Annotated in this window: 18 protein-coding genes; 5 read left to right on the forward strand and 13 right to left on the reverse strand. The window is 41.2% G+C overall.

The window, feature by feature from the left end:
- Positions 1–180 precede the first annotated feature (180 nt).
- Positions 181–594, forward strand: coding sequence for a YtxH domain-containing protein (locus NIE32_RS12065; protein WP_253077145.1), 414 nt, complete (start codon positions 181–183; stop codon positions 592–594).
- A 164-nt stretch (positions 595–758) separates the two neighbouring features.
- Here the strand turns inward: NIE32_RS12065 and NIE32_RS12070 are convergent, their stop codons facing one another.
- Both NIE32_RS12070 and NIE32_RS12075 read right to left on the reverse strand, forming a co-directional pair.
- The gene (locus NIE32_RS12070) at positions 759–1,991 is read right to left on the reverse strand and encodes an aminopeptidase (RefSeq protein WP_253077146.1); all 1,233 of its coding nucleotides are present in this window, start codon (positions 1,989–1,991) and stop codon (positions 759–761) included.
- 104 nt (positions 1,992–2,095) lie between these two features.
- Positions 2,096–2,692 (reverse strand): YpmS family protein, encoded by a 597-nt coding sequence (locus NIE32_RS12075; RefSeq protein WP_253077147.1) that lies wholly within the window; start codon positions 2,690–2,692, stop codon positions 2,096–2,098.
- A gap of 434 nt (positions 2,693–3,126) precedes the next feature.
- On the opposite strand from NIE32_RS12075, the gene NIE32_RS12080 reads away from it, so the two are divergent.
- Complete coding sequence (locus NIE32_RS12080) at positions 3,127–4,017, forward strand: peptidylprolyl isomerase (RefSeq protein WP_253077148.1); 891 nt, start codon at positions 3,127–3,129, stop codon at positions 4,015–4,017.
- Between the two features lie 299 nt (positions 4,018–4,316).
- Here NIE32_RS12080 and NIE32_RS12085 read toward each other — a convergent pair whose 3' ends face one another.
- The 10 genes from NIE32_RS12085 to NIE32_RS12130 all read right to left on the reverse strand — a co-directional run bounded on the left by NIE32_RS12085 (position 4,317) and on the right by NIE32_RS12130 (position 14,450).
- On the reverse strand, positions 4,317–4,610 hold the full coding sequence (locus NIE32_RS12085) for a sporulation YhaL family protein (protein WP_253077149.1): 294 nt from the start codon (positions 4,608–4,610) through the stop codon (positions 4,317–4,319).
- A 97-nt stretch (positions 4,611–4,707) separates the two neighbouring features.
- Positions 4,708–5,691: a 3'-5' exoribonuclease YhaM gene (gene yhaM, locus NIE32_RS12090; protein ID WP_253077150.1), complete on the reverse strand. Its 984-nt coding sequence runs from the start codon at positions 5,689–5,691 to the stop codon at positions 4,708–4,710.
- Between the two features lie 97 nt (positions 5,692–5,788).
- On the reverse strand, positions 5,789–7,183 hold the full coding sequence (locus tag NIE32_RS12095; RefSeq protein ID WP_253077151.1) for a sensor histidine kinase: 1,395 nt from the start codon (positions 7,181–7,183) through the stop codon (positions 5,789–5,791).
- Positions 7,180–7,857: a response regulator transcription factor gene (locus NIE32_RS12100; RefSeq protein ID WP_253077152.1), complete on the reverse strand. Its 678-nt coding sequence runs from the start codon at positions 7,855–7,857 to the stop codon at positions 7,180–7,182. The genes NIE32_RS12095 and NIE32_RS12100 overlap by 4 nt, the downstream gene beginning before the upstream one ends.
- A gap of 102 nt (positions 7,858–7,959) precedes the next feature.
- Positions 7,960–10,767 (reverse strand): ATP-binding protein, encoded by a 2,808-nt coding sequence (locus NIE32_RS12105; RefSeq protein ID WP_290443612.1) that lies wholly within the window; start codon positions 10,765–10,767, stop codon positions 7,960–7,962.
- Between the two features lie 59 nt (positions 10,768–10,826).
- Positions 10,827–12,065 (reverse strand): metallophosphoesterase family protein, encoded by a 1,239-nt coding sequence (locus NIE32_RS12110; RefSeq protein ID WP_253077154.1) that lies wholly within the window; start codon positions 12,063–12,065, stop codon positions 10,827–10,829.
- A gap of 126 nt (positions 12,066–12,191) precedes the next feature.
- Complete coding sequence (locus NIE32_RS12115) at positions 12,192–13,028, reverse strand: Cof-type HAD-IIB family hydrolase (protein ID WP_253077155.1); 837 nt, start codon at positions 13,026–13,028, stop codon at positions 12,192–12,194.
- Positions 13,029–13,223: 195 nt separating this feature from the next.
- Positions 13,224–13,418 carry an alpha/beta-type small acid-soluble spore protein gene (locus NIE32_RS12120; RefSeq protein ID WP_253077156.1) on the reverse strand — a complete coding sequence of 65 codons (195 nt, stop codon included), beginning with the start codon at positions 13,416–13,418 and terminating at the stop codon, positions 13,224–13,226.
- Positions 13,419–13,526: 108 nt separating this feature from the next.
- Positions 13,527–14,072 (reverse strand): beta-class carbonic anhydrase, encoded by a 546-nt coding sequence (locus NIE32_RS12125; protein WP_253077157.1) that lies wholly within the window; start codon positions 14,070–14,072, stop codon positions 13,527–13,529.
- Positions 14,073–14,249: 177 nt separating this feature from the next.
- Positions 14,250–14,450 carry a cold-shock protein gene (locus NIE32_RS12130; RefSeq protein WP_253077158.1) on the reverse strand — a complete coding sequence of 67 codons (201 nt, stop codon included), beginning with the start codon at positions 14,448–14,450 and terminating at the stop codon, positions 14,250–14,252.
- 614 nt (positions 14,451–15,064) lie between these two features.
- Between NIE32_RS12130 and NIE32_RS12135 the strand changes: the two genes are divergently transcribed.
- Positions 15,065–15,826, forward strand: a complete 762-nt coding sequence (locus NIE32_RS12135; protein ID WP_253077159.1) for a DeoR/GlpR family DNA-binding transcription regulator — start codon at positions 15,065–15,067, stop codon at positions 15,824–15,826.
- A gap of 46 nt (positions 15,827–15,872) precedes the next feature.
- Positions 15,873–16,706, forward strand: a complete 834-nt coding sequence (locus NIE32_RS12140) for a Cof-type HAD-IIB family hydrolase (protein WP_253077160.1) — start codon at positions 15,873–15,875, stop codon at positions 16,704–16,706.
- Positions 16,707–16,776: 70 nt separating this feature from the next.
- Here NIE32_RS12140 and NIE32_RS12145 read toward each other — a convergent pair whose 3' ends face one another.
- Positions 16,777–17,082 (reverse strand): TFIIB-type zinc ribbon-containing protein, encoded by a 306-nt coding sequence (locus NIE32_RS12145; RefSeq protein WP_253077161.1) that lies wholly within the window; start codon positions 17,080–17,082, stop codon positions 16,777–16,779.
- Positions 17,083–17,319: 237 nt separating this feature from the next.
- Here NIE32_RS12145 and pflB point away from each other — a divergent pair, with 237 nt between their 5' ends.
- Positions 17,320–19,575: a formate C-acetyltransferase gene (pflB, locus tag NIE32_RS12150; protein ID WP_253077162.1), complete on the forward strand. Its 2,256-nt coding sequence runs from the start codon at positions 17,320–17,322 to the stop codon at positions 19,573–19,575.
- Positions 19,576–19,625: the final 50 nt, after the last annotated feature.

A 19,625-nucleotide genomic window follows, 5' to 3' on the forward strand; every position in this document is an offset into this window, starting at 1 on the left:
ATGGTCAAAGTCCGATTGAATATCGGATTTCAACCACCGAGCAAGTCGCTTAAAACTATGTCCAACTTTTGGGGTTCATATCAAAACGAGGGTTTTTTCATGGTTACCATTCAATTAAGTGATAAGCATCGGGCTCTAGGGTATAATAGAGTTAAGAAAAGAAGGCAAAATTAGCGAGGGGTGAACAATTTGGGTAAATTTTTCTCGTACACAATCGGCGCTGTTGTTGGTGGACTTGTTGGCGGCACCATTGTCTTGCTGACCACACCAAAGAAAGGTGAGGAATTCAGAAATGACATAAAGGATGCGGCAAGCACCATTCAACAGCCACTTAAAGATGCGGCCAACAGTATCTCAATGGTCAAAGATCGTGTTATTGCTTTGAAAGATGAGAGTATGCCAATATTGAAATCAACAGTCAGCGACCTTGGTAATCTTTTGCAGGAATGGAAAGAAGATGTGCAGCCCTATCTGACCAAAATTAAAAATAATGTGGTTCAATTAGAGGCTGCGAAAGATAAATTAGCAAACAAAATGACAGAACATTCTCCTGAGAAGAAACCCGGAGAAGAAGAAACACCGCCTTCACTTTAATTCATTAAAAGAGCGCCCGACCAGATGAGGATGTGACCTCTAAGGTTCGGACGCTCTTTTTGATCGATTAACAAAAATTGGGCCAAAATCCAGTCCGGATTTTGCATCAATTGTGCTCCAATCGCTCCTTTATTACGTTAAAAGTACAGTACTTTTTTTTCTTTTTAAAATGCCCACATGCCATTGCGGAATACAGGTTCCCAATCACCTTCAGCATTTTCTCCATCAATATCCAATTGATCGGAACCGATCATAAAATCAACATGGATCAAGCTTTCATTGACTCCATGTTTCTTTAGTTCATCCGTAGACATTTTCGTTCCGCCATCCAAACATGTCGGATAAGCTTTGCCAATGGCCAAATGACAAGAAGCGTTCTCATCAAATAGAGTAGTAAAGAAGACGAGACCGGATTTGGATATAGGAGAATTGTTCGGAACAAGCGCTACTTCGCCTAGATAATGTGAGCCGTCATCCGTCTCGATCATATGACTGATCAGTTCCTCGCCTTCCCGTGCATTGACGCTGGTGATGCGTCCATTCTCGAAACTGATGGACAATTTTTCAATCAGTTTCCCGCCATAGACCAGTGGGCGTGTTGCCATAACCGTGCCATTTACTCCTGTTTTCAGTGGTAATGTGAATACTTCTTCTGTAGGGATATTAGGAACAAATGTCGTACCTGCACTGTTCACAGCTGCCCCACCACTCCAAAGATAAGCAGGATCAAAAGCAATTTCCAAATCCGTCCCTGGTGCCTTATAATGCAATTTTCTATATTTTTTCTTATTTAAAATGGCTACTTTCTCAGCAAGCGTCTTCTTATGTTGTTCCCATTCTTGAACCGGATCTGCGCAATCAACGCGGGTCATCTTGAAAATAACATCCCAAAGATCGGCAAGTGCTAGTTCGCGGATCTTTCCCGGGAATAATTTCTTTGCCCATTCTACCGTAGGATAGATCAAGATGGTCCAGCTGACCCGATCAGACATACGATAATCATAGTAAGTATTTAAAGCACGCCACATTGTTTCTTGGTCAAGGGCTGCCTTTTTTGGATCAATGCCATCCATCATACCGATTCCCGTCGTTCGAATATCGATGCATGCAGCGCCACGTTTTACAAGATCCTCCAGTTTATTTGCCTTCCAGATCGGATACTCACCAATGACATCTTCGGATGCATAATTCAAGCGTAATTGAGTCAGGTGATCATCAGTCCAATTAAAATACACACGTTTCGCACCGGCTTGATAGGCTTTCTCTGTGACGATCCGAACAAGCTCTCCAGCATCAATCGGTGCCTTGATCAGCACTTCTTGTCCGCTTTGTACATTCGCACCGACTTTTACTGCTAATTCTGCGTATTTTTCCAGTTTCTGAGCAAAGGTTTTCAACGCAATCCCCCCTAATATGGTTCGTGCAAAGCATCAACTTTCTCTGTCTATTCTAACACTTGTATAGGCTATTAATGCAAGCGGTATCAAGGTTAGATCCTACCTCAATTTGTCTGATGTACGCTGAACGTCACGTCATTCTTCGGCAAATTCATCGTCTCCGCTCGTAAATAAAGGCCTTTTTGAACCTGAACACGAGTCAGATTAATATAGATTTGGCGCTTATTCGGTTGAATAACGACCCATTTAGGGAATTTTGAACCGCTCTTTAGGAAGCTCAGCACTTGTTTGTCAGGCAAGGGCAAACTGCCTAATTTGACATTTGTCTCTTTCAATACCACGTCACCATTGGAGACGGTTGGCGTAAACGTTAATGAAAAAGGGATTGCTGTAAACAAGAGTTTATATTTTCCGTTCAGTACCAGCTGGTCATTAATGTCGACATGATAGGATAGCCGTTTATTGCGATTTGAATCGATCTGATCATTGATCATGTTTTCGAGTTGCTGCTTATTTGCCTGTACAGAAAAAATAGCATGTCCTTGCGTCCGGTCTGTACGCGGCAGTGGTGCATCTTTCGTTGAGAAGCCATTTGTAATCATCCCTACAATAACCAATAAGGCAACCACTTCAAGAATGAGAAAAGTTAGAAATGCAAATTTCCACATATTAAGTTTTCCGACATGTCTCGCTGAATTCAATCGAATACTTCCTTTCTATTTCTTCCTTATAAGAAAACTGAGGCACGCATAACTTTTGCCCACAATTACGTTTTCTATAATTTTCTTATTATAGCGCATTTCTAATGCTGTGCGAACCAAATCACGCGCATCGATGAGGAGACTCGCGGATTGCCCGCGGCAAGCGAGCAATCGAAGCGCAATGGATACAAATAAAAACGAGCGGTTTTTGCCTAGTGTTTACTATTCAGATGACATTCCGAGAATCGCTTGGCACATACAATTTCTAACCCGACCTCGACAATCAATACTCTAATACGTTAAAATGGACAGTGTTTACAAGCTGTATTTCATAGAACACAGTAGAAAATATTACTGCGTCATGCGACGGATAACCGCAAGTTGATGCGAAATACTGTTGTAATGTGGAACATTATAAAATAGGAGTGGACGTCTTGAAGAAGCTAATGATGGTTCTAGCTGCCGTTATTGTACTCGCAAGCCTTGCAGCCTGCGGTAACGGTGGAGATAACGCCGTTGTTGTAAAAACGAAAAGCGGCAATATTACAAAAGAAGATTTTTATAATGAATTGAAGAAAACGAATGGTGAAGCGGTACTTCAGAATCTCGTCTATGAAAAATTGCTTGAAAAAAAATATAATGTCTCGAAAAAAGCAGTCGACGCGAAATTCAATCAAGTACGCAAAACATTCTCTACTGAAGCTCAATTCAAACAAGCACTTGCTCAAAATAATCTGACTGAAGCTCAATTTAGACGTCAGATCAAAGATTCTTTAATGATGACTAAAGCACAGCAAGACGGCGTCAAGGTTAATGATAAAGTTCTTAAAGATTACTACAATAAGAACAAGATTCAATTAACTGAACTTAAAGCAAGCCACATTTTAATCAAGAGCAAAAAGACTGCCCAGTCTGTTTTGAAAAAAGTTAAAAGTGGAGCTGACTTCGCAAAACTGGCAAAACAATACTCCATTGATACCGGATCCAAGGATAAAGGCGGCGAGCTTGGCTGGTTTAAACAATCAACAATGGTACCGGAATTCAGTAATGCAGCGATGAAACTTAAGGTTGGACAGATTAGCCCGCTTGTTTATTCCAGTACTGATGGCGGTTATCATATCATTAAACTTGAAGGAAAAAAAGATGCTTATAAAGATCTAAAATCTTCAGTTAAAGAAGCTTATCTTGCAAGCAAGGAAAAATCACAAGATGAAGTGATTAAAAGCCTGATCAAGAAAGCGGATGTTCAAGTTAAAGATAAAGAATTCAAGGACATCTTTGATAGCTCTGCAACAACATCAACTCCAACAACTACACAGCAATAAAACAAAGAGCCTCAGCAAGAATCAAGTGATTCTGTTGAGGCTCTTTTTGACAGAAAAGATAGCATAAACCTTCTTGCTCAAAATGTAGCGAAGATGCGAGACGCCTACGGAATCAGGTGCCAGCGAGATCCCGCAGATCTCAGCCTGTACAAGGAAGACTCACGGTTCCATCGTGGCAAGCGAGTAATCGAATGTAATGAAGACAACATAAGGACTGGACGGCTTTTTGCCCGGTCTTTCTTTAACCACTGGGTAACCGAAACATAATCGAAACGAAAAAAGATCCGAAAGCCTGTCAATTAAGACATGGCTCTCGGATCTTTGCGGTTTCTACGACGTTCTTTTTCAGCGTCTATTCTTTTCATATACACATTACCTTGCTGTTCAACCCATTCCTCATCAAGATCCTTATCTTGCTTTGATAAGTGAAAGGCTTGATAACCGCTGAAGATAATTCCGGCTACGACCAAATACACCCACCAAGCAACACTTTCAATTTTATCAAGTATCGGACCGATCAAACCGAATTGTTGCATCATGAACAGTAAGAAAAGCAAAGCAACTGCAACCAGTGAACGTTTGGCTTGTTTCATTGTCTCGCCTCCATCAAGCTCGATGACGTTTGTCCATCATTTGTTTTCACATAGATACTCTATGCGGGAGACAAGGCGTTTATGCTCTATTCCGTCCTTAATCTTCGTTCTGGTTTATGCCACTTTCCGCTTCGCTTGAATCAAAAGATGGTCGATATAAGGAACGATTATTCATAGCAAAAATTCGTTCTGAGAATTCACCAGGACGCGTCTTACGAACTGCACGCGTCATCACATTGATCTTCGCATCCATATCATCAAGGATATGCAGGATCTCAGCTTCCTTAAAGAGCGGCGGTTTTGGACTTCCCCATTCTGGATTTTCATGATGACTAAGTACCATATGTTGTAGCAACAAAACTTCCTCTCGATCGCTAATCCCCAATTCATCGGCCGTCTTGCCAATATTATCAATCATAATGGATATATGGCCGAGAAGATTACCAGTTAGCGTATAGCTCGTCGCTGTAACTCCGGATAACTCGACAAGCTTGCCCATATCATGAATAATGATTCCGGCATAAAGTAAATCTTTATTGATTTCCGGATACATGTTGACGACCGCTTTAGCCATATCGAGCATGCAGCAGACATGATAGGCTAACCCTGAAAGAAAATTATGATGAATGCTCACAGCAGCAGGATATTCAAAAAAGTCTTTATGATGCTTTTTTAATAGAGCACGTGTCAAACGTTGTATAACTGGATTTTTAATCTCAAAAAGATATTGAGTAATCTTCTCATTTAGCTCATCAATAGATAATGGGGCTGCCATAACCAGGTCAGCTTTATTAATGGCATCCTCTTCCGAAGCCGGACGAATGGTGCGGATCTTAAATTGATTTCTGCCCCTAAAGGTCGTTATGTCACCTTCAACCAAAACAACAACCCCAGGTACATAATTATTCTCATCCTCATTCGTGCTTCCCCAAAGCTTCGATTCAATGTCGCCTGTCTTATCCTGAAGCATAATCGTAAGAAAAGGTTTTCCATTACTTGCCAATCCTTTAGACACGCTTTTTATCAACAGGTATTCATGAACGTGCTCGCCTTCTTTATAAAATGCGATTCCTTTCACCATGAACCCTTCCTTTCAAAATGGCGCTCTGTGCAGCCATTCTTTTCTCCATGAAAATGCACTGATTGACGGTTAGAAACACGCGTCAGTCAGGTCTTCTCTATTCTATCTTATCAGATACTCCGTTTTGTTTCTCATGAGGTGGTGCAGGCAGATTCATTTCAAACGCAACACCATCAGCAATGTTCCTAACATTGATCGTACCATGATGATTATTGGCAATTTTCTTGACAATTGCCAAACCTAAACCAAATTGACCTTTCTCGCCTTTTTGAAATGGCTCAAACATCACTTTTCGTTCATGATCCGGAATAGGTTGCCCATCATTCCTTACGGTAATCACTGTTCTTAATGAGCCATTTCCATCAGCTTCCATCCATATATTATGAACAGCATAGCGCAAGGCATTTTCTACTAGGTTTTCAAGTACAGTCTGGAGCTGTTCCCGATCTGCATAGACGATGGTCTCGCCACCAGTGACGTGAATTTCTATTGTCGATCGCTGAACCATTAATCGTTTTCGTACGAGGCTTGCAAGTTCCCCGAAACGAATCCTAGAGTAACGCATCGCTTTGTTCCCTAATGAATCAAAACGAGTAAAATACAGTAATTTTCGAACACGTTTCTCCATTTGTTGCGATTCTCGAATGATAATGTCCATTGAATCATCCAATCCGCCTTTAGGAAAAATGCCATCCTTCACCGATTGCGCATAGCTCTGCACGATCATAATCGGTGTTTTTAATTCGTGAGAAGCTTGTTGGAGAAACACCTTTTGTGATTGATCATAGTTTATTAAGTTGAGACGCATTTCTTCAAATTGTGCAGAAAGACGTTCAAATTCTACGTCACCTTTCCACTCAAACGGCTTCTCCCAATTCAGTTTCGAGATTTCTTTAAATCGCCTACCCAGTATATCCAGCGGACGTTTCAAATAACGTGCTAACAAGAAAGCCAAGAATAAGCTGAGAATACTCGCGAGAACAAATGTGAAAATAAGACGACTCCACAAGCTTTCTGCTAACTCATTATTATAAGTATCCCACATATATGAAATCAGATAACCATTCATTCCATCTATTCGAATGCGTCTCACAACGAAATACATTGTTGAATTATTGGTCTTAAGCGTATAGCGAGCAAGTAGACTCTTCTGATGCCCGATCTTTCGTTTCATCTTCATCAATGTGGAATGATTCAATTGTGTACGACCGATAATCGTTTCAAATTGATTATTTACCATTAGCGTCCAAATAGAGCTGGTTGATTCATGATCATGAACTTTTGCTCCTGGATTATCAACACCATAGCCCCCGGTTAACTCTTGAAACCCCAACATCTGCTGCACTTCAATGGTTCGATAAGTATTTTCTTTTAATGTGCTTTGTATCGAGTAAGGATAGACAATGATCAGAATTATTCCGATGAGTAACTCAAGCGACGCAAAGCATATCCAGATTCGCTTCGTCAGAGTCATTTTAAAAGGTAATTTCATGAGACAATCCTATATCCTGAGCCATAGACGGTTTCAAGTGATAAACGCCCCATTTTTCTACGAATTCGCCGAACCACGTCATCCACAGCTCGATCCGAACCTACATAATCCTCACCCCATACCTCGGTAAGAATATCTTGTCTTGATTTCGCAACATTTACATTTTCCATCAAGTAGAGTAATACATCAAATTCTTTGGTGGTCAGTTCGATGGATTGGTTTTCTTCATCAAAAACCTTTCGGCGAACGACATCAAGTTGATATTTGGAAACCACCATACGGTTTTCATGGATACCTGCCCCATAGACACGATGAAGTAGATTTTTCACTCGAATTACAAGTTCTTTTGGTAGAAAAGGCTTGGCCAGATAATCATCACTGCCCAATTCCAGTCCAAGAATTTTATCCAAATCCTGATCTCTTGCTGAAATGAAGATTACAGGTTGTTCCGAATGATTCTCCTTAATCTTTCGAATCAAGTCATACCCCGACATACCGGGTAACATAATATCCAATATCCATAAATGGACGCCGTTATGCATATAGTCCAACGCTTCTTCAGCTGTATGAAAAACAGAGACTTCCCATCCTTCATTCTCCAAGTACGCTTTTAGAATGGAAGACAAACTCTCCTCATCTTCGACTAGATTAATTTTATAGTGTGTCTCAGTCATAGTGAAATCATCCTTATTTGCAACATATTCTAAACAAATTATAGCATGCAGGCGAACTCAATAAGATAAATGAAATAAATTTCACAAAGAATACGTTCAAAATTAGCCTATTATTGAACTATTCGTCTGTACATTCGTTTGTTCATTAAGCACGAGTACTTGTTCGGGATGTTCGTGCATGAAGGTGTGCTCATGGCAAGTCAATAAAATGACTTGGCGTTTTTTCGCAACCTCTTTCAGTATGCGATACACCTTTTGTGACCTGTCCTGATCAAAATTCACAAAACCATCGTCGATAATTAGCGGAAATGTCTCATAATCACCAAACATCCCCATCAGTGCGAGGCGAAGTGAAAGATACAATTGTTCTGCAGTTCCTCGGCTCAATTCAACAGCTGAAATGTTCTGCCCATCGCTTCGGCGGACACTAAAGCCATTTTCATCGAGCTGAAGACTTTCATAACGTTTATCCGTAATCATTTGGAAATACTGTGATGCTTCATTCATGACCCTTGGCAGCCGATGTTGCCTGTATTGCTCTTTTGCTTTTTGAATGGCCCAAAATGCTGTCTGATAGACCGCCCAATCTTTTGCAGTTAAATTTGCTTCTGTGCGTAATGCTTGATAACGATCAAGTGTCTGACGATATGAGTCATTCTCTTCCATGTTGTCACAGCTGGCTTGATCATTAGCCAGTTGTGCACGTATCGTCCTCATTTTTTCCTTAAGCTCTGCGCTACGCATTTTAAACGCTTGTTCCGTATTGCCTTCCCATTTGTGATCATCTAAGTAGGAAAAAAGCGCTTTAAGGCGTGTTTCTGAACCGGCCAAAGTAATAAGCTGACTTCTGCATTCTCGGATTTGTTTTTTTAGTTCATGAGCACGTGCAGCATACTCAGCCGCTTGATAAAATTGCTGCTCATTTTCCACATTGGCAAGATGAAGTAAATGCGTTTTATCTTCGGCAAGCTTAATCATTCGTTTGGTGTAGCGTTCCTTTTGATTTATAAGCATCACACGTTTAGTCAGCAGATCGTCTCTTTGATTCCTTTTTTCACGGGCCTGATGGTAACACTTCTCTATATAAGGGACATCGCCTTCTGTTAGCCCGAACTTCTGAGCGATTCTGATGCTCTCCTGTTCAAAGGCTTCATGAGCTTGCAGCAATGGCTGGATCTGTTTCATTAACAGTGCGATTCTATGATCTTTTTCTTTTGCACGCTCAACCAAGTGCACGATATCTTCTGCCCATTCTAGATGATCCACTGCATACCCATTTTCTCCAAGCCACACGTGCAATTTTTCTTCTCGTTCCTTGCATAACTGAGCGCAGGCCTTAAGCTGTTCAGATTTTGCTTCGATGCTCATTTTCTCAGTCGTCAATTGATCTGCAATCAATGAGAATTCCGCTAAGTGTCGTTGCTCTTGTTGATCCGCCGAAGAGCTGTTCCCACTGCCTTGTCTGGAAAAAATAAGGAAACCGCCTGCCATCACTCCACCAAATAGGAAAACAGGAATAGCTGTGAGTGGGGTGATCAACCATGCAGAACTAATACTTAGGGCAATGGCTATGACAAGAATTGTCCAAAATACAAAAGATCTCTGTGAAGAATGATTTGCTGGACTCTGTGCCCTAGAAGTCGTGCGGCTCCCGACAGTCAATGAATCCGCACGCATTTCTTGCATTCGTTTTTCTAGAAAGTGCACCTTTTCCTTAGCACGCTTAATATCTCTTTCACTATCTTGACAATCCTTCAATTTCTCCTTCCAGACAGCCAATTTCTCTTTTAACTCCGCACTAAGAGAAAATGAGCTTGAAGCATTTCGGATGGACTCAATCGACCATTTCGGACCAAGCTGGCGAACAAGCGTTTCAAATTGTGCACGTTGTTCGAGCAGTTCAGCTTTTAATCGATAACGTTCACGTTCATTCTGTTCATGAACCGTTGCCTGATGGAAAAGTTGATTTAATGCCGGTTCTTCCTCTAACCATTGCGCATCAACATGAATCACTCGAATCGACTCATCAAGGGTCTCAATCTGATCATTCAAAGTAGTGCACTCATCGTGCAAGGTCCGTTCCGTTTTGCATAAATCAACATAGTTTTCTTTCCCGTTTAACGGAAATTCAGGTAAATTCTCTAGATCCTTCATTTCGGATTCCATGGCTCGAAGGTTTAAAAGGAGCGGTTTCGTTGCGGAGAAAGATGTCCATTGGTGATACTGTTGCTGCAAATTTTTCTCCTGATTCTCAAGCTCTGCTAAATGTATTTTATTGGTGTTAATATTTTCCTGTAAGGTCTGAAAAGTATCAAGTTTCTGCTCCCACAACTTAAGATCTGCCGAACAGTTATTAAGATCCGCAAAGAGTTGATTGATCTGCGGCTTTTTCCCACTTTTTTTAAATAATTGGCCACAGTTTTTCTCAAGCATCTGTTCTAATTTTCCAAGTGCTCCACTGCCGATCATTCCTGCACCGAGTAGAAGATCATTCAGATCTGTTGGTGTTTTTTGCTCAATATTCCGCAAACCGTCGAGATCAAAACAAAACACATTCTTGTACAGTATTTGATCCATGCCGCGCATGAATGCGTGAAAATCTCCAGGTGTACCGTTTGCCGAAACTAGGTGTGGATTTTCCCCAAGTGATCGATCTAATCGATAGGTAACTCCATCATCGGCAATAAAGGATAATGAACCGCCGAATGGTCCGGATTGGTGCTTCCCTTTCCATTTTTCCAGCACTTTTTTTTGCGGAAAACCAAAGAGAAGACTAAGAATAAATTGCATCACTGTCGATTTTCCAGCTTCATTCTTACCATAGATGATTGCAAAAGAGGAAGACGGCAAAATTATTTTATTCTGCGTAAAACGGCCGAATTGTGCTATTTCCAATGAGGTTATCTTCATAGGTAAATGACGGCTTTATGCGAATAGCCGTTCCGTTCACCTCCTGACATTCTTATTTATCATTGCTTCTCGATGTCTAGAGAAAGGAGTGCATCTGCAAGCAGTTGCTCACTTTCTGCTCTGATCTGTTGTTGTTCAGAGGGCGTGAGCGCGGTCAAATACTTTTTTGCGGAGTGGTGATGATAAAGGAGTTCCGTAGCACGATCCACGCTGTCTTGTTCTTCAATAAATCGAAAAAGATCTCCAACAAAATGTGAACTAGTCATCACTTCCTGTTTGTCCCATACACTCTTGTACGAACATTCCCCCTGAATCAGCCAAATAAAATCAGACTGATCTGATTCATCTTCATTTACAGCATCAATTAATTCTTTAACCATATCTTCAACGTCATTGCGTTCTCGCCCTGGATCGGCAAATGAGAACGCGACGCGTATGAAGCAAGCATGATGCTTTTCTCTAAATTTTTCTTTAAGTTTAGTTAACGCTTCTTCCAGATTTTCTGCAGTTAATGGACCGGTGAAGGGCAGCTTTTCACGGTCCCAGTAAATAACCGACGTTTGAAAAAAATGTACGTGAGCACCATGAGCATCCAGTTCAACAAGTGATGCGCCCTTTTCTCCCAACTCCGATTCTTTAAAAGAAAGACCTTGGATATCGCCGGGATACCAAATTGGTGCCGGGACTGCAAGCTGTTGCCGCTTATGAATGTGACCCAGAGCCCAATAATCAAATCCCTTCTCGATTAATTCTTGCTGGGTAAAGGGTGCATACTTACCCGAATCATTAGGATTGCGTTGTTCTCCGTGCAAGAGAGCAATGTGGTAATCTGCTTGCCCTGTACGGCTATATTGAGCAGCCATATCCGTATGGATCCATCTTTGTTGATAACTAAAACCATACAAATGGACGTGCAATCCATGTGTGGTCTGAAGTGAAAACATCGAAGGCGTCTCAGGAAAGACATGCACGTTATCTGGAAGTGTAAGATGATTCCATGACTGGTTGATAAAATCATGATTGCCATAGGATATATAGACTGGAATTCCAGCTTGCTCTAGCCGTCCCATTTCGCTAATAAACGCTCGTTGTGCCTTAATACTGCGATGACTGTTATCAAAGATGTCTCCAGCTATGATAAGAAAATCCGCTTTCGAATGAATTGTTTTATCGACCAAATGCCGGAGCGCTTGAAACGTGCTCTCAGCCGCACGTTTGTGAATTTCTTCAGGTAACGTTGTCAATCCTTCAAATGGGCGATCCAAATGTAAATCAGCAGCGTGAACAAACCGAATCATCGAATCCCTACTTCCGTATGTTCGTTTGCTTTCATTCTATCATAGCCGATCACATGTTCTCAATTATTTCACAAGAATACAAAAAAACAGCCGTAACCAACGGCTGCCTCAATAACAGTATCGTGATTAATGTACACGAATCTGTTTTCTGAACACTTCACGAACAACATAGGCAACACCCTCCATATCATTGGAGCGTGTAACCCAATCTGCCTTCGCTTTGACTTCCGCAGGCGCATTACGCACCGCAACACCAAGCCCAACTTTTTCAATCATTTCCGCATCCTGCACACTGTCCCCTACGGCAACAATTTCATGGAGAGGAATTCCGAGCTGACCCGCAAAAAAGAGCAGCCCATTAAATTTAGATGTGCCTTTACGTACTAATGTTAAACTGTCCGAACTTGTTCGCCAGGCATCGAGGGAAGGAAAATAATCATTGATTGACTTTTCTAAGTCATCCATCACTTTCTTGTCTTCCAGTTTCACTTTAACATCTGTAGCGCCTTCATAATTCTCGAGAAGATATTGACTAAGAGAATCGACGTAGGTGACCGGATAAAAAAGGGGTTCATTCATTCCAATAGTCATTTTAGCAATCAAATTTTTTTGAAGCGGCCGATTGCTAATCGACAACCGTTCATGTGACATCTGTATTTGGCATGGATAGGTTTCTAAAAACTCAGCAAGCTGCATCAGCACACTGTGATCAATTTTGCTTGTATATACCGGATGATCCATTGAAGAAGAAACAAAGGCACCGCCGTGCGTGATGATGGGTTGTGTTAATCGCAAGGCGCGTGCAACTTTTGCAGCGGAGTGAAAATGACGTTCAGAGACTAACGTGACAATGACACCTTTTTTCTGCACATACTGAATGGCATCCTTTGTTTGCCGATTAAGCCGATTATTGCTGCTTAACAGGGTTCCATCGATGTCCAGTGCAAGTAAGCGATATACCAAGGTTATCCCCCTCTTCGGAATCCATATCAGTACTTCATTCCTGTCAACAGCTTATGTGCTGGGCGAATGAAATAGAACCAGGCATCTACATGTCCTGCGAAATCTCATCCGATTCGGTCTAGGTCCTTTTTTTAAATAGCAAAAAGGGAACAGTAAGCAACCGTTCCCTTTATTAATTATTTAAATTTATTCGGATTATTTCTGGTACCCACCAAATTGAGATTGAGCTTGAGCTACCAAACGTTTCGTAATTTCTCCACCAACCGAACCATTTGCTCTTGATGTTGTATCCGGTCCCAGGTTTACTCCAAATTCACGAGCAATTTCTTCTTTCATCTGATTAACTGCTTGTTGTACACCTGGCACGACTAATTGATTTGAATTTGCCATGTGTTTCACCTCCCTTACACGCCTATTCTGTGCCGTCTCTGTTTTCCATATGCAGAATAACATTTGGAAAGTTCTAGGAAACAGAAGATTGGCGAGAGGTACACGCAATCAGATCTTTTTGAGCTCACCCGTTTTCGGATCAATGACCAGACCAATTACCGGAGTTCCTTCCGGAAGTAAAGGATGATTTTTAACGATCGTCACGCTTTTTTGGACTTCTTCTTCAACTGATTGAAAACCATTTAACCATTGGTCAAGATCCACACCTTGCTCACGTACCGTAGCAAACTTTTGATCACTGACACCGCGTTGTTTAATATCGTCAACCATTTTATGTCCATGTAATCCATGCATGCCACAATTCGTGTGTCCGATAATGTACACTGCTTCAGAGCCAAGCTCATACAGTGACACAAGAATACTCTTCATCGTATTACTGTACGGAGACTCAACCATCCCGCCGGCGGACTTCAGCATAATCGCATCGCCATTTTTAACATCTAATGCTTTAGGCAAAAGTTCAATTAATCGGCAGTCCATACATGAGACAATTGTCATTTTTTTTACTGGACGACTCGGCGCTTCATACGGTCTATAGGATTCGTTTTTAACAAAGTGTTGATTATAATCCAGTATTTCTTCTAGCTGTGACATAGTTACTTCCTCCAAGTCAAGTATAAAGATCACAGTTAATCATAAAATAAAATGCAACAATATGCCAATACTCAACCTTACTTTTTCTACATTTTTAACTACTTTCTCGTCGTTCGTAAAGAAAAGAAAAAACCGTCCCCTCTATTCGAGGAAACGGTTTTTTCTGTAAAAAATTAATTACAGCTTTGTAACGTTAGCTGCTTGAGGGCCACGGTTGCCTTCAACGATTTCAAATTCTACTGCTTGACCTTCGTCAAGAGTCTTGAATCCGTCAGTTTGGATTGCGCTAAAATGAACGAATACGTCATTTTCGCCCGGAACTTCGATGAAGCCGAAACCTTTGTCACTGTTAAACCATTTTACTGTACCTGTTTTCACGAAGAAAACCTCCTAATAATAAGTGGATGTTCAAATGCTTGAACGCACTTAAGTTTGATATATGCGTATGTTTTATCTGGCGTAACTTTTCCCACCAGCGTCGAATGTATATCCGGCACTTTAAGGTTCTTCCCGCAGAAATAAAAAATTCACATATTATAAAAAGTATCAATAAAAAAGTACCACACATTGATAATCCTTTTATAATACGTGAATTATAAATGTTCCTCTTTATCATACGTTCAATCATAAAATTTAGACCTAATCGAAACAAACCAAAACCAAAAACAATAATCGGCATATTCGGCGCCGAAACAACGAAAGCCCTACCTCTCTTCCATCCTTACGGTTCCTCTGACCGAGCCAGTATGATTCAGCGCAATGTGCAATCAGCTTTTCATACTATTCGTTTCAAAGTATCTCCAAATCAACGACAGTATATTCATGAAAACCATAAAAATCTTGTCTTTCACATTAGGTCTATTTTAGTATAGATGCTCCAATTCAAAAAGTCAAATAAGAAAAAGCCTTTTCTCATCAATTTATAAGCGCGCAAAAGTTGTATAAACACGTATATATGCTTATAATTACTTATGCATTAATGGGAGGTGGTAATGATTTATCAGGAAGAACGTCTCGTCACTATTCTTAACTATTTAAAAGAAAATCGGAGTATGTCCACATCAGACATTTGCGACCTTTATCACGTATCGCGGGATACCGCACGTCGAGATATCGTAAGACTTGTTGAACAAGGGGCAGCTATTCGTACCCATGGCGGCATTGCCTTGCTCAATTTGCATCATGATATTCTTGCATATCGAGATCGACTGCAGACCTATTCCGATGAAAAGATGAGGATCGGTCAACAAGCAACGACGCTACTCCAAGAAAAAGGCTGCTACTTTTTCAATGCATCAACCACCATATCCTGTTTGGCTAAACAATTGGATAAGAACGTTACAGTATTTACCCAATCTTTGGATGTTGCTGAACTTTTATCACGGAACGAACACCACTCAACTGTCCATTTGTTTGGTGGACGTCTGAACACAAGCAATCGATTTTTCTTTAGTCTCACAAGTATGAAAGAACTAGAAAACATTCATTTTGACAGTGCTTTTCTCGGCGTTGCAGCAATCACTGAAGATGGTCTGTATTATCAAGATCAGGAAGATGCGTGGATCACGCAACTCGTCGCAAAACAATCTGCATGCACCGTCATTCTTGCAGATCATAAGAAAATCCGTGCAGAGGGACGATTCAAATCATTAAATTGGGGACAATTTGATGTCCTCATCACGGATCAGCCTTTACCTGATCAGATGAATAAGATCGCTTTAGAAAATGGGACACAAGTTGTGATTGCAAAATAAATCACAGGAACCCATCATCCATGAATTTAATAAAGGAGTGCTTTCTATGTCTGTTAAAATGATTTTCAGTGATATTGATGGAACACTCATAAATTCAAATCATGTCCTCACAACAAAAACAATTCAAGCGATCAAGGCATGCACGAAGCGTAACATTCCATTCATCCTCGTTTCTGCACGCATGCCGAGGGGCATTTTTCCTCTGCAGAAGCAACTGGGTTTAACCGACCCTATTGTTTGCTACAGCGGAGCGCTTATTATTCATTCAAAACAAACAGAGCTGACAGACGCACCATTATTGAACGTGTCCATGGGTACCGATAGTGTTAATACGATTTACGGACAAATTTGTAATCGCTTTCCTAATATTAGCTTTTCTGCGTACAGCTTTGATCAATGGCTCGTTTCAAACACTGATGATCCATGGATCGATCAGGAATACGCAATTGCCGGTACTCCAATGACTTTGTATGATTTTCATGATGAACATTCGGCCGCAGAAATTCCTCCAATCCATAAGGTGCTCTGTATGGGTGATCCGGTGCAAATTGATCACTTCCATCAATCCCTGAGTGCACTTGATTTACAAGTAGTGATGGTCAAGTCAAAACCTACGTATCTCGAAATTATGGCTGATCATGTCAGCAAAGCAAGTGCGATGCAACTACTTTTGAACAACTATAACATTCGTCGTGATGAAACCCTTGCATTTGGCGATAATTACAATGACTTGGATATGCTTCGCTTCGCTGGGATCGGTGTTGCTATGGAGAACGCCCCAGGAATTGTAAAAGGCGCTGCAGATTTCGTGACGCTCTCCAATGATCAAGACGGCATTCAAGCAGCTTTGGATCGATTTGGTCTTCTTCACAATGAGTAATGGTTCTTATCATTAGAAAAGGTCCGATAAAGGGAAGAACCCCTTCATCGGACCTTCTGATCTTTCCTTGTCAATCAAAGAGATCGCCAAGCATATCCATAACCGATTTTTTCTTTTTTCTGTGCGCGTACCCGCCTTTATAATGTTCTTTATCATAATAGTTACCCTTTCGATAATCATCATTGTACATTTTTCGATCGTCATGATCCTCATATTTGTCATCATAGGACGAACGTGCTTCCTTTACCCTACTTGATACTTTATCCAGTTCTCCTCGGTCGAGCCAAACACCTTTGCAACTTGGGCAAATATCGATCAGCACGCCATCCTTTTCAACTTCTTTCATTCGTACAGCTTCACATACTGGGCAAAACATGAAACCACTTCCTCCCATATGATTTACTTATAGATTACCAGAAATTTGATGGTTGCGCTTTCTTTCTAAATCATTTTCACAACTCCATTCACAAAATAGCCAATAATATACAGTTGTATTGTTAACAAAAAAGTCATAATCGAATTGTAAGCGTTATCATCTGATATTATATAATTAAGATGTGCTCAAGGATAATGCGTTCAAATAATCGACCATTTAAATGAGGAGATGAACGACATGGAAGCAGTAATTAAGGGAAGTAAGTACGGATCCGCCTGGGATGGATTCGTGGATGGCATTTGGAAAAATGAAATTGACGTTCGAGACTTTATTATGAAAAACATACACGGGTATACGGAAGACGAGTCATTCCTTGCCGGACCAACAAAGAATACTGAATTACTTTGGAAACAGGTTATGGAACTTTCTGAACGGGAACGAAAAAACGGCGGCGTTCTGGATATGGACACTGAAATTGTATCGACGATTACCTCCCATAAGCCAGGCTATCTAAATCGATCACTCGAGAAAATTGTCGGTGTACAAACCGATGCGCCGTTCAAACGCTCATTGATGCCTTTTGGTGGCATTCGTATGGCAAAACAAGCTTGTGAATCGTATGGATATACAATGAGTGACGAAGTGAATCATATTTTTACAGACTATAGAAAAACACATAACCAAGGTGTTTTTGATGCCTATACTGATGAAATGAAACTTGCTCGTCACGTGGGCATTATCACAGGTCTTCCTGATGCTTATGGGCGTGGACGGATCATTGGCGACTACCGCCGTATCGCGCTTTACGGCATTGATTTTCTGATTGATCAAAAGAAAATCGACAAGCAAACCACGAGCCGCAAAATGAGCGAAGACATCATTCGCCTGAGAGAAGAGCTGACTGAACAGATTCGTGCCTTAGAAGATATTAAAAAAATGGCTGCAAGCTATGGTTTTGATATCTCCAAGCCGGCATCAAATGCACATGAAGCATTCCAATGGTTGTACTTCGGTTATCTTGCTGCCGTCAAAGAACAAAACGGCGCTGCAATGAGCCTTGGTCGAACCTCGTCTTTCCTTGATATTTATATTGAACGTGATTTGGCGAACCATAGTTTAACTGAAGAAGAAGCACAAGAGCTGGTCGACCATTTTGTGATGAAATTACGTTTGGTGAAATTTGCACGTACACCAGATTATAACGAATTATTCAGCGGTGATCCGACATGGGTAACAGAATCCATTGGCGGAATGTCTGTTGACGGACGCACACTCGTTACGAAAAATTCATTCCGATTCTTGCACACACTGGAAAATCTCGGCCCAGCTCCAGAACCTAACCTGACTGTTCTTTGGTCTGAACAACTACCAAAAGCATTCAAGCAATATTGTGCCAAAATCTCGATTAAAACGAGTGCAATTCAGTATGAGAATGATGATCTGATGCGCGTACAATACGGCGATGATTATGGCATTGCTTGCTGTGTATCTGCTATGCGGATTGGGAAACAGATGCAGTTCTTCGGTGCACGCGCAAACTTAGCAAAAACATTGCTCTATGCGATTAATGGCGGCATTGACGAAATCAAGAAGGTTCAAGTTGCTCCAGCACTTGCTCCAATCACAAGTGACGTCCTGAATTATGATGAGGTCATGATGAAATTTGATCGGATGATGGATTGGTTGTCTGATCTTTATATCAATACATTAAATGTCATTCACTATATGCATGATAAGTACTCCTACGAACGCAGCGAGATGGCACTCCATGATACGCATATTCTGCGCACGATGGCAACCGGTATTGCTGGACTGAGTGTTGCCGCAGACTCACTCAGTGCCATAAAATATGCAAAGGTTCATGTACAACGTGATGATGATGGCCTTGCAGTCGGTTTTACCATTGAAGGCGATTTTCCAAAATACGGAAATAATGATGATCGCGTCGATTCCATTGCGGTTGACCTTGTTGAACGGTTCATGAATAAGCTTAAGAAAGTTGATACCTACCGTGACTCTGTTCAGACTTTATCAATATTGACGATCACCTCAAACGTTGTCTACGGCAAGAAAACGGGTAGCACTCCGGATGGACGTTTACGCGGTGAAGCTTTCGCCCCTGGAGCGAACCCAATGCATGGTCGGGATAGCAAAGGTGCACTTGCTTCTCTATCATCGGTTGCAAAACTGCCGTACCGTTATTCGCTCGATGGTATTTCAAATACATTTTCGATTGTTCCACAAGCTCTGGGAAAAGATGACGCAGTACGTGAAGCTAATTTGGATGCAATGCTTGATGGATACGCGGTAAAAGGGGGTCATCATATTAATATCAATGTATTTAACCGCGAGACACTGATTGATGCGATGGATCATCCGGAGAAGTATCCGCAACTAACGATTCGTGTTTCAGGGTATGCCGTAAACTTCATTAAACTTACACGTGAGCAACAATTGGAAGTGCTGCATCGTACGTTCCACCAATCAATATGAGTTCTATTCTTTTGCTAGGCATGCGTTTTGAGAAGGAAGGTGCTGCTTGT

Source organism: Sporolactobacillus kofuensis, from assembly GCF_024125425.1.
In the GTDB taxonomy this organism is placed as follows: domain Bacteria; phylum Bacillota; class Bacilli; order Bacillales; family Sporolactobacillaceae; genus Sporolactobacillus; species Sporolactobacillus kofuensis.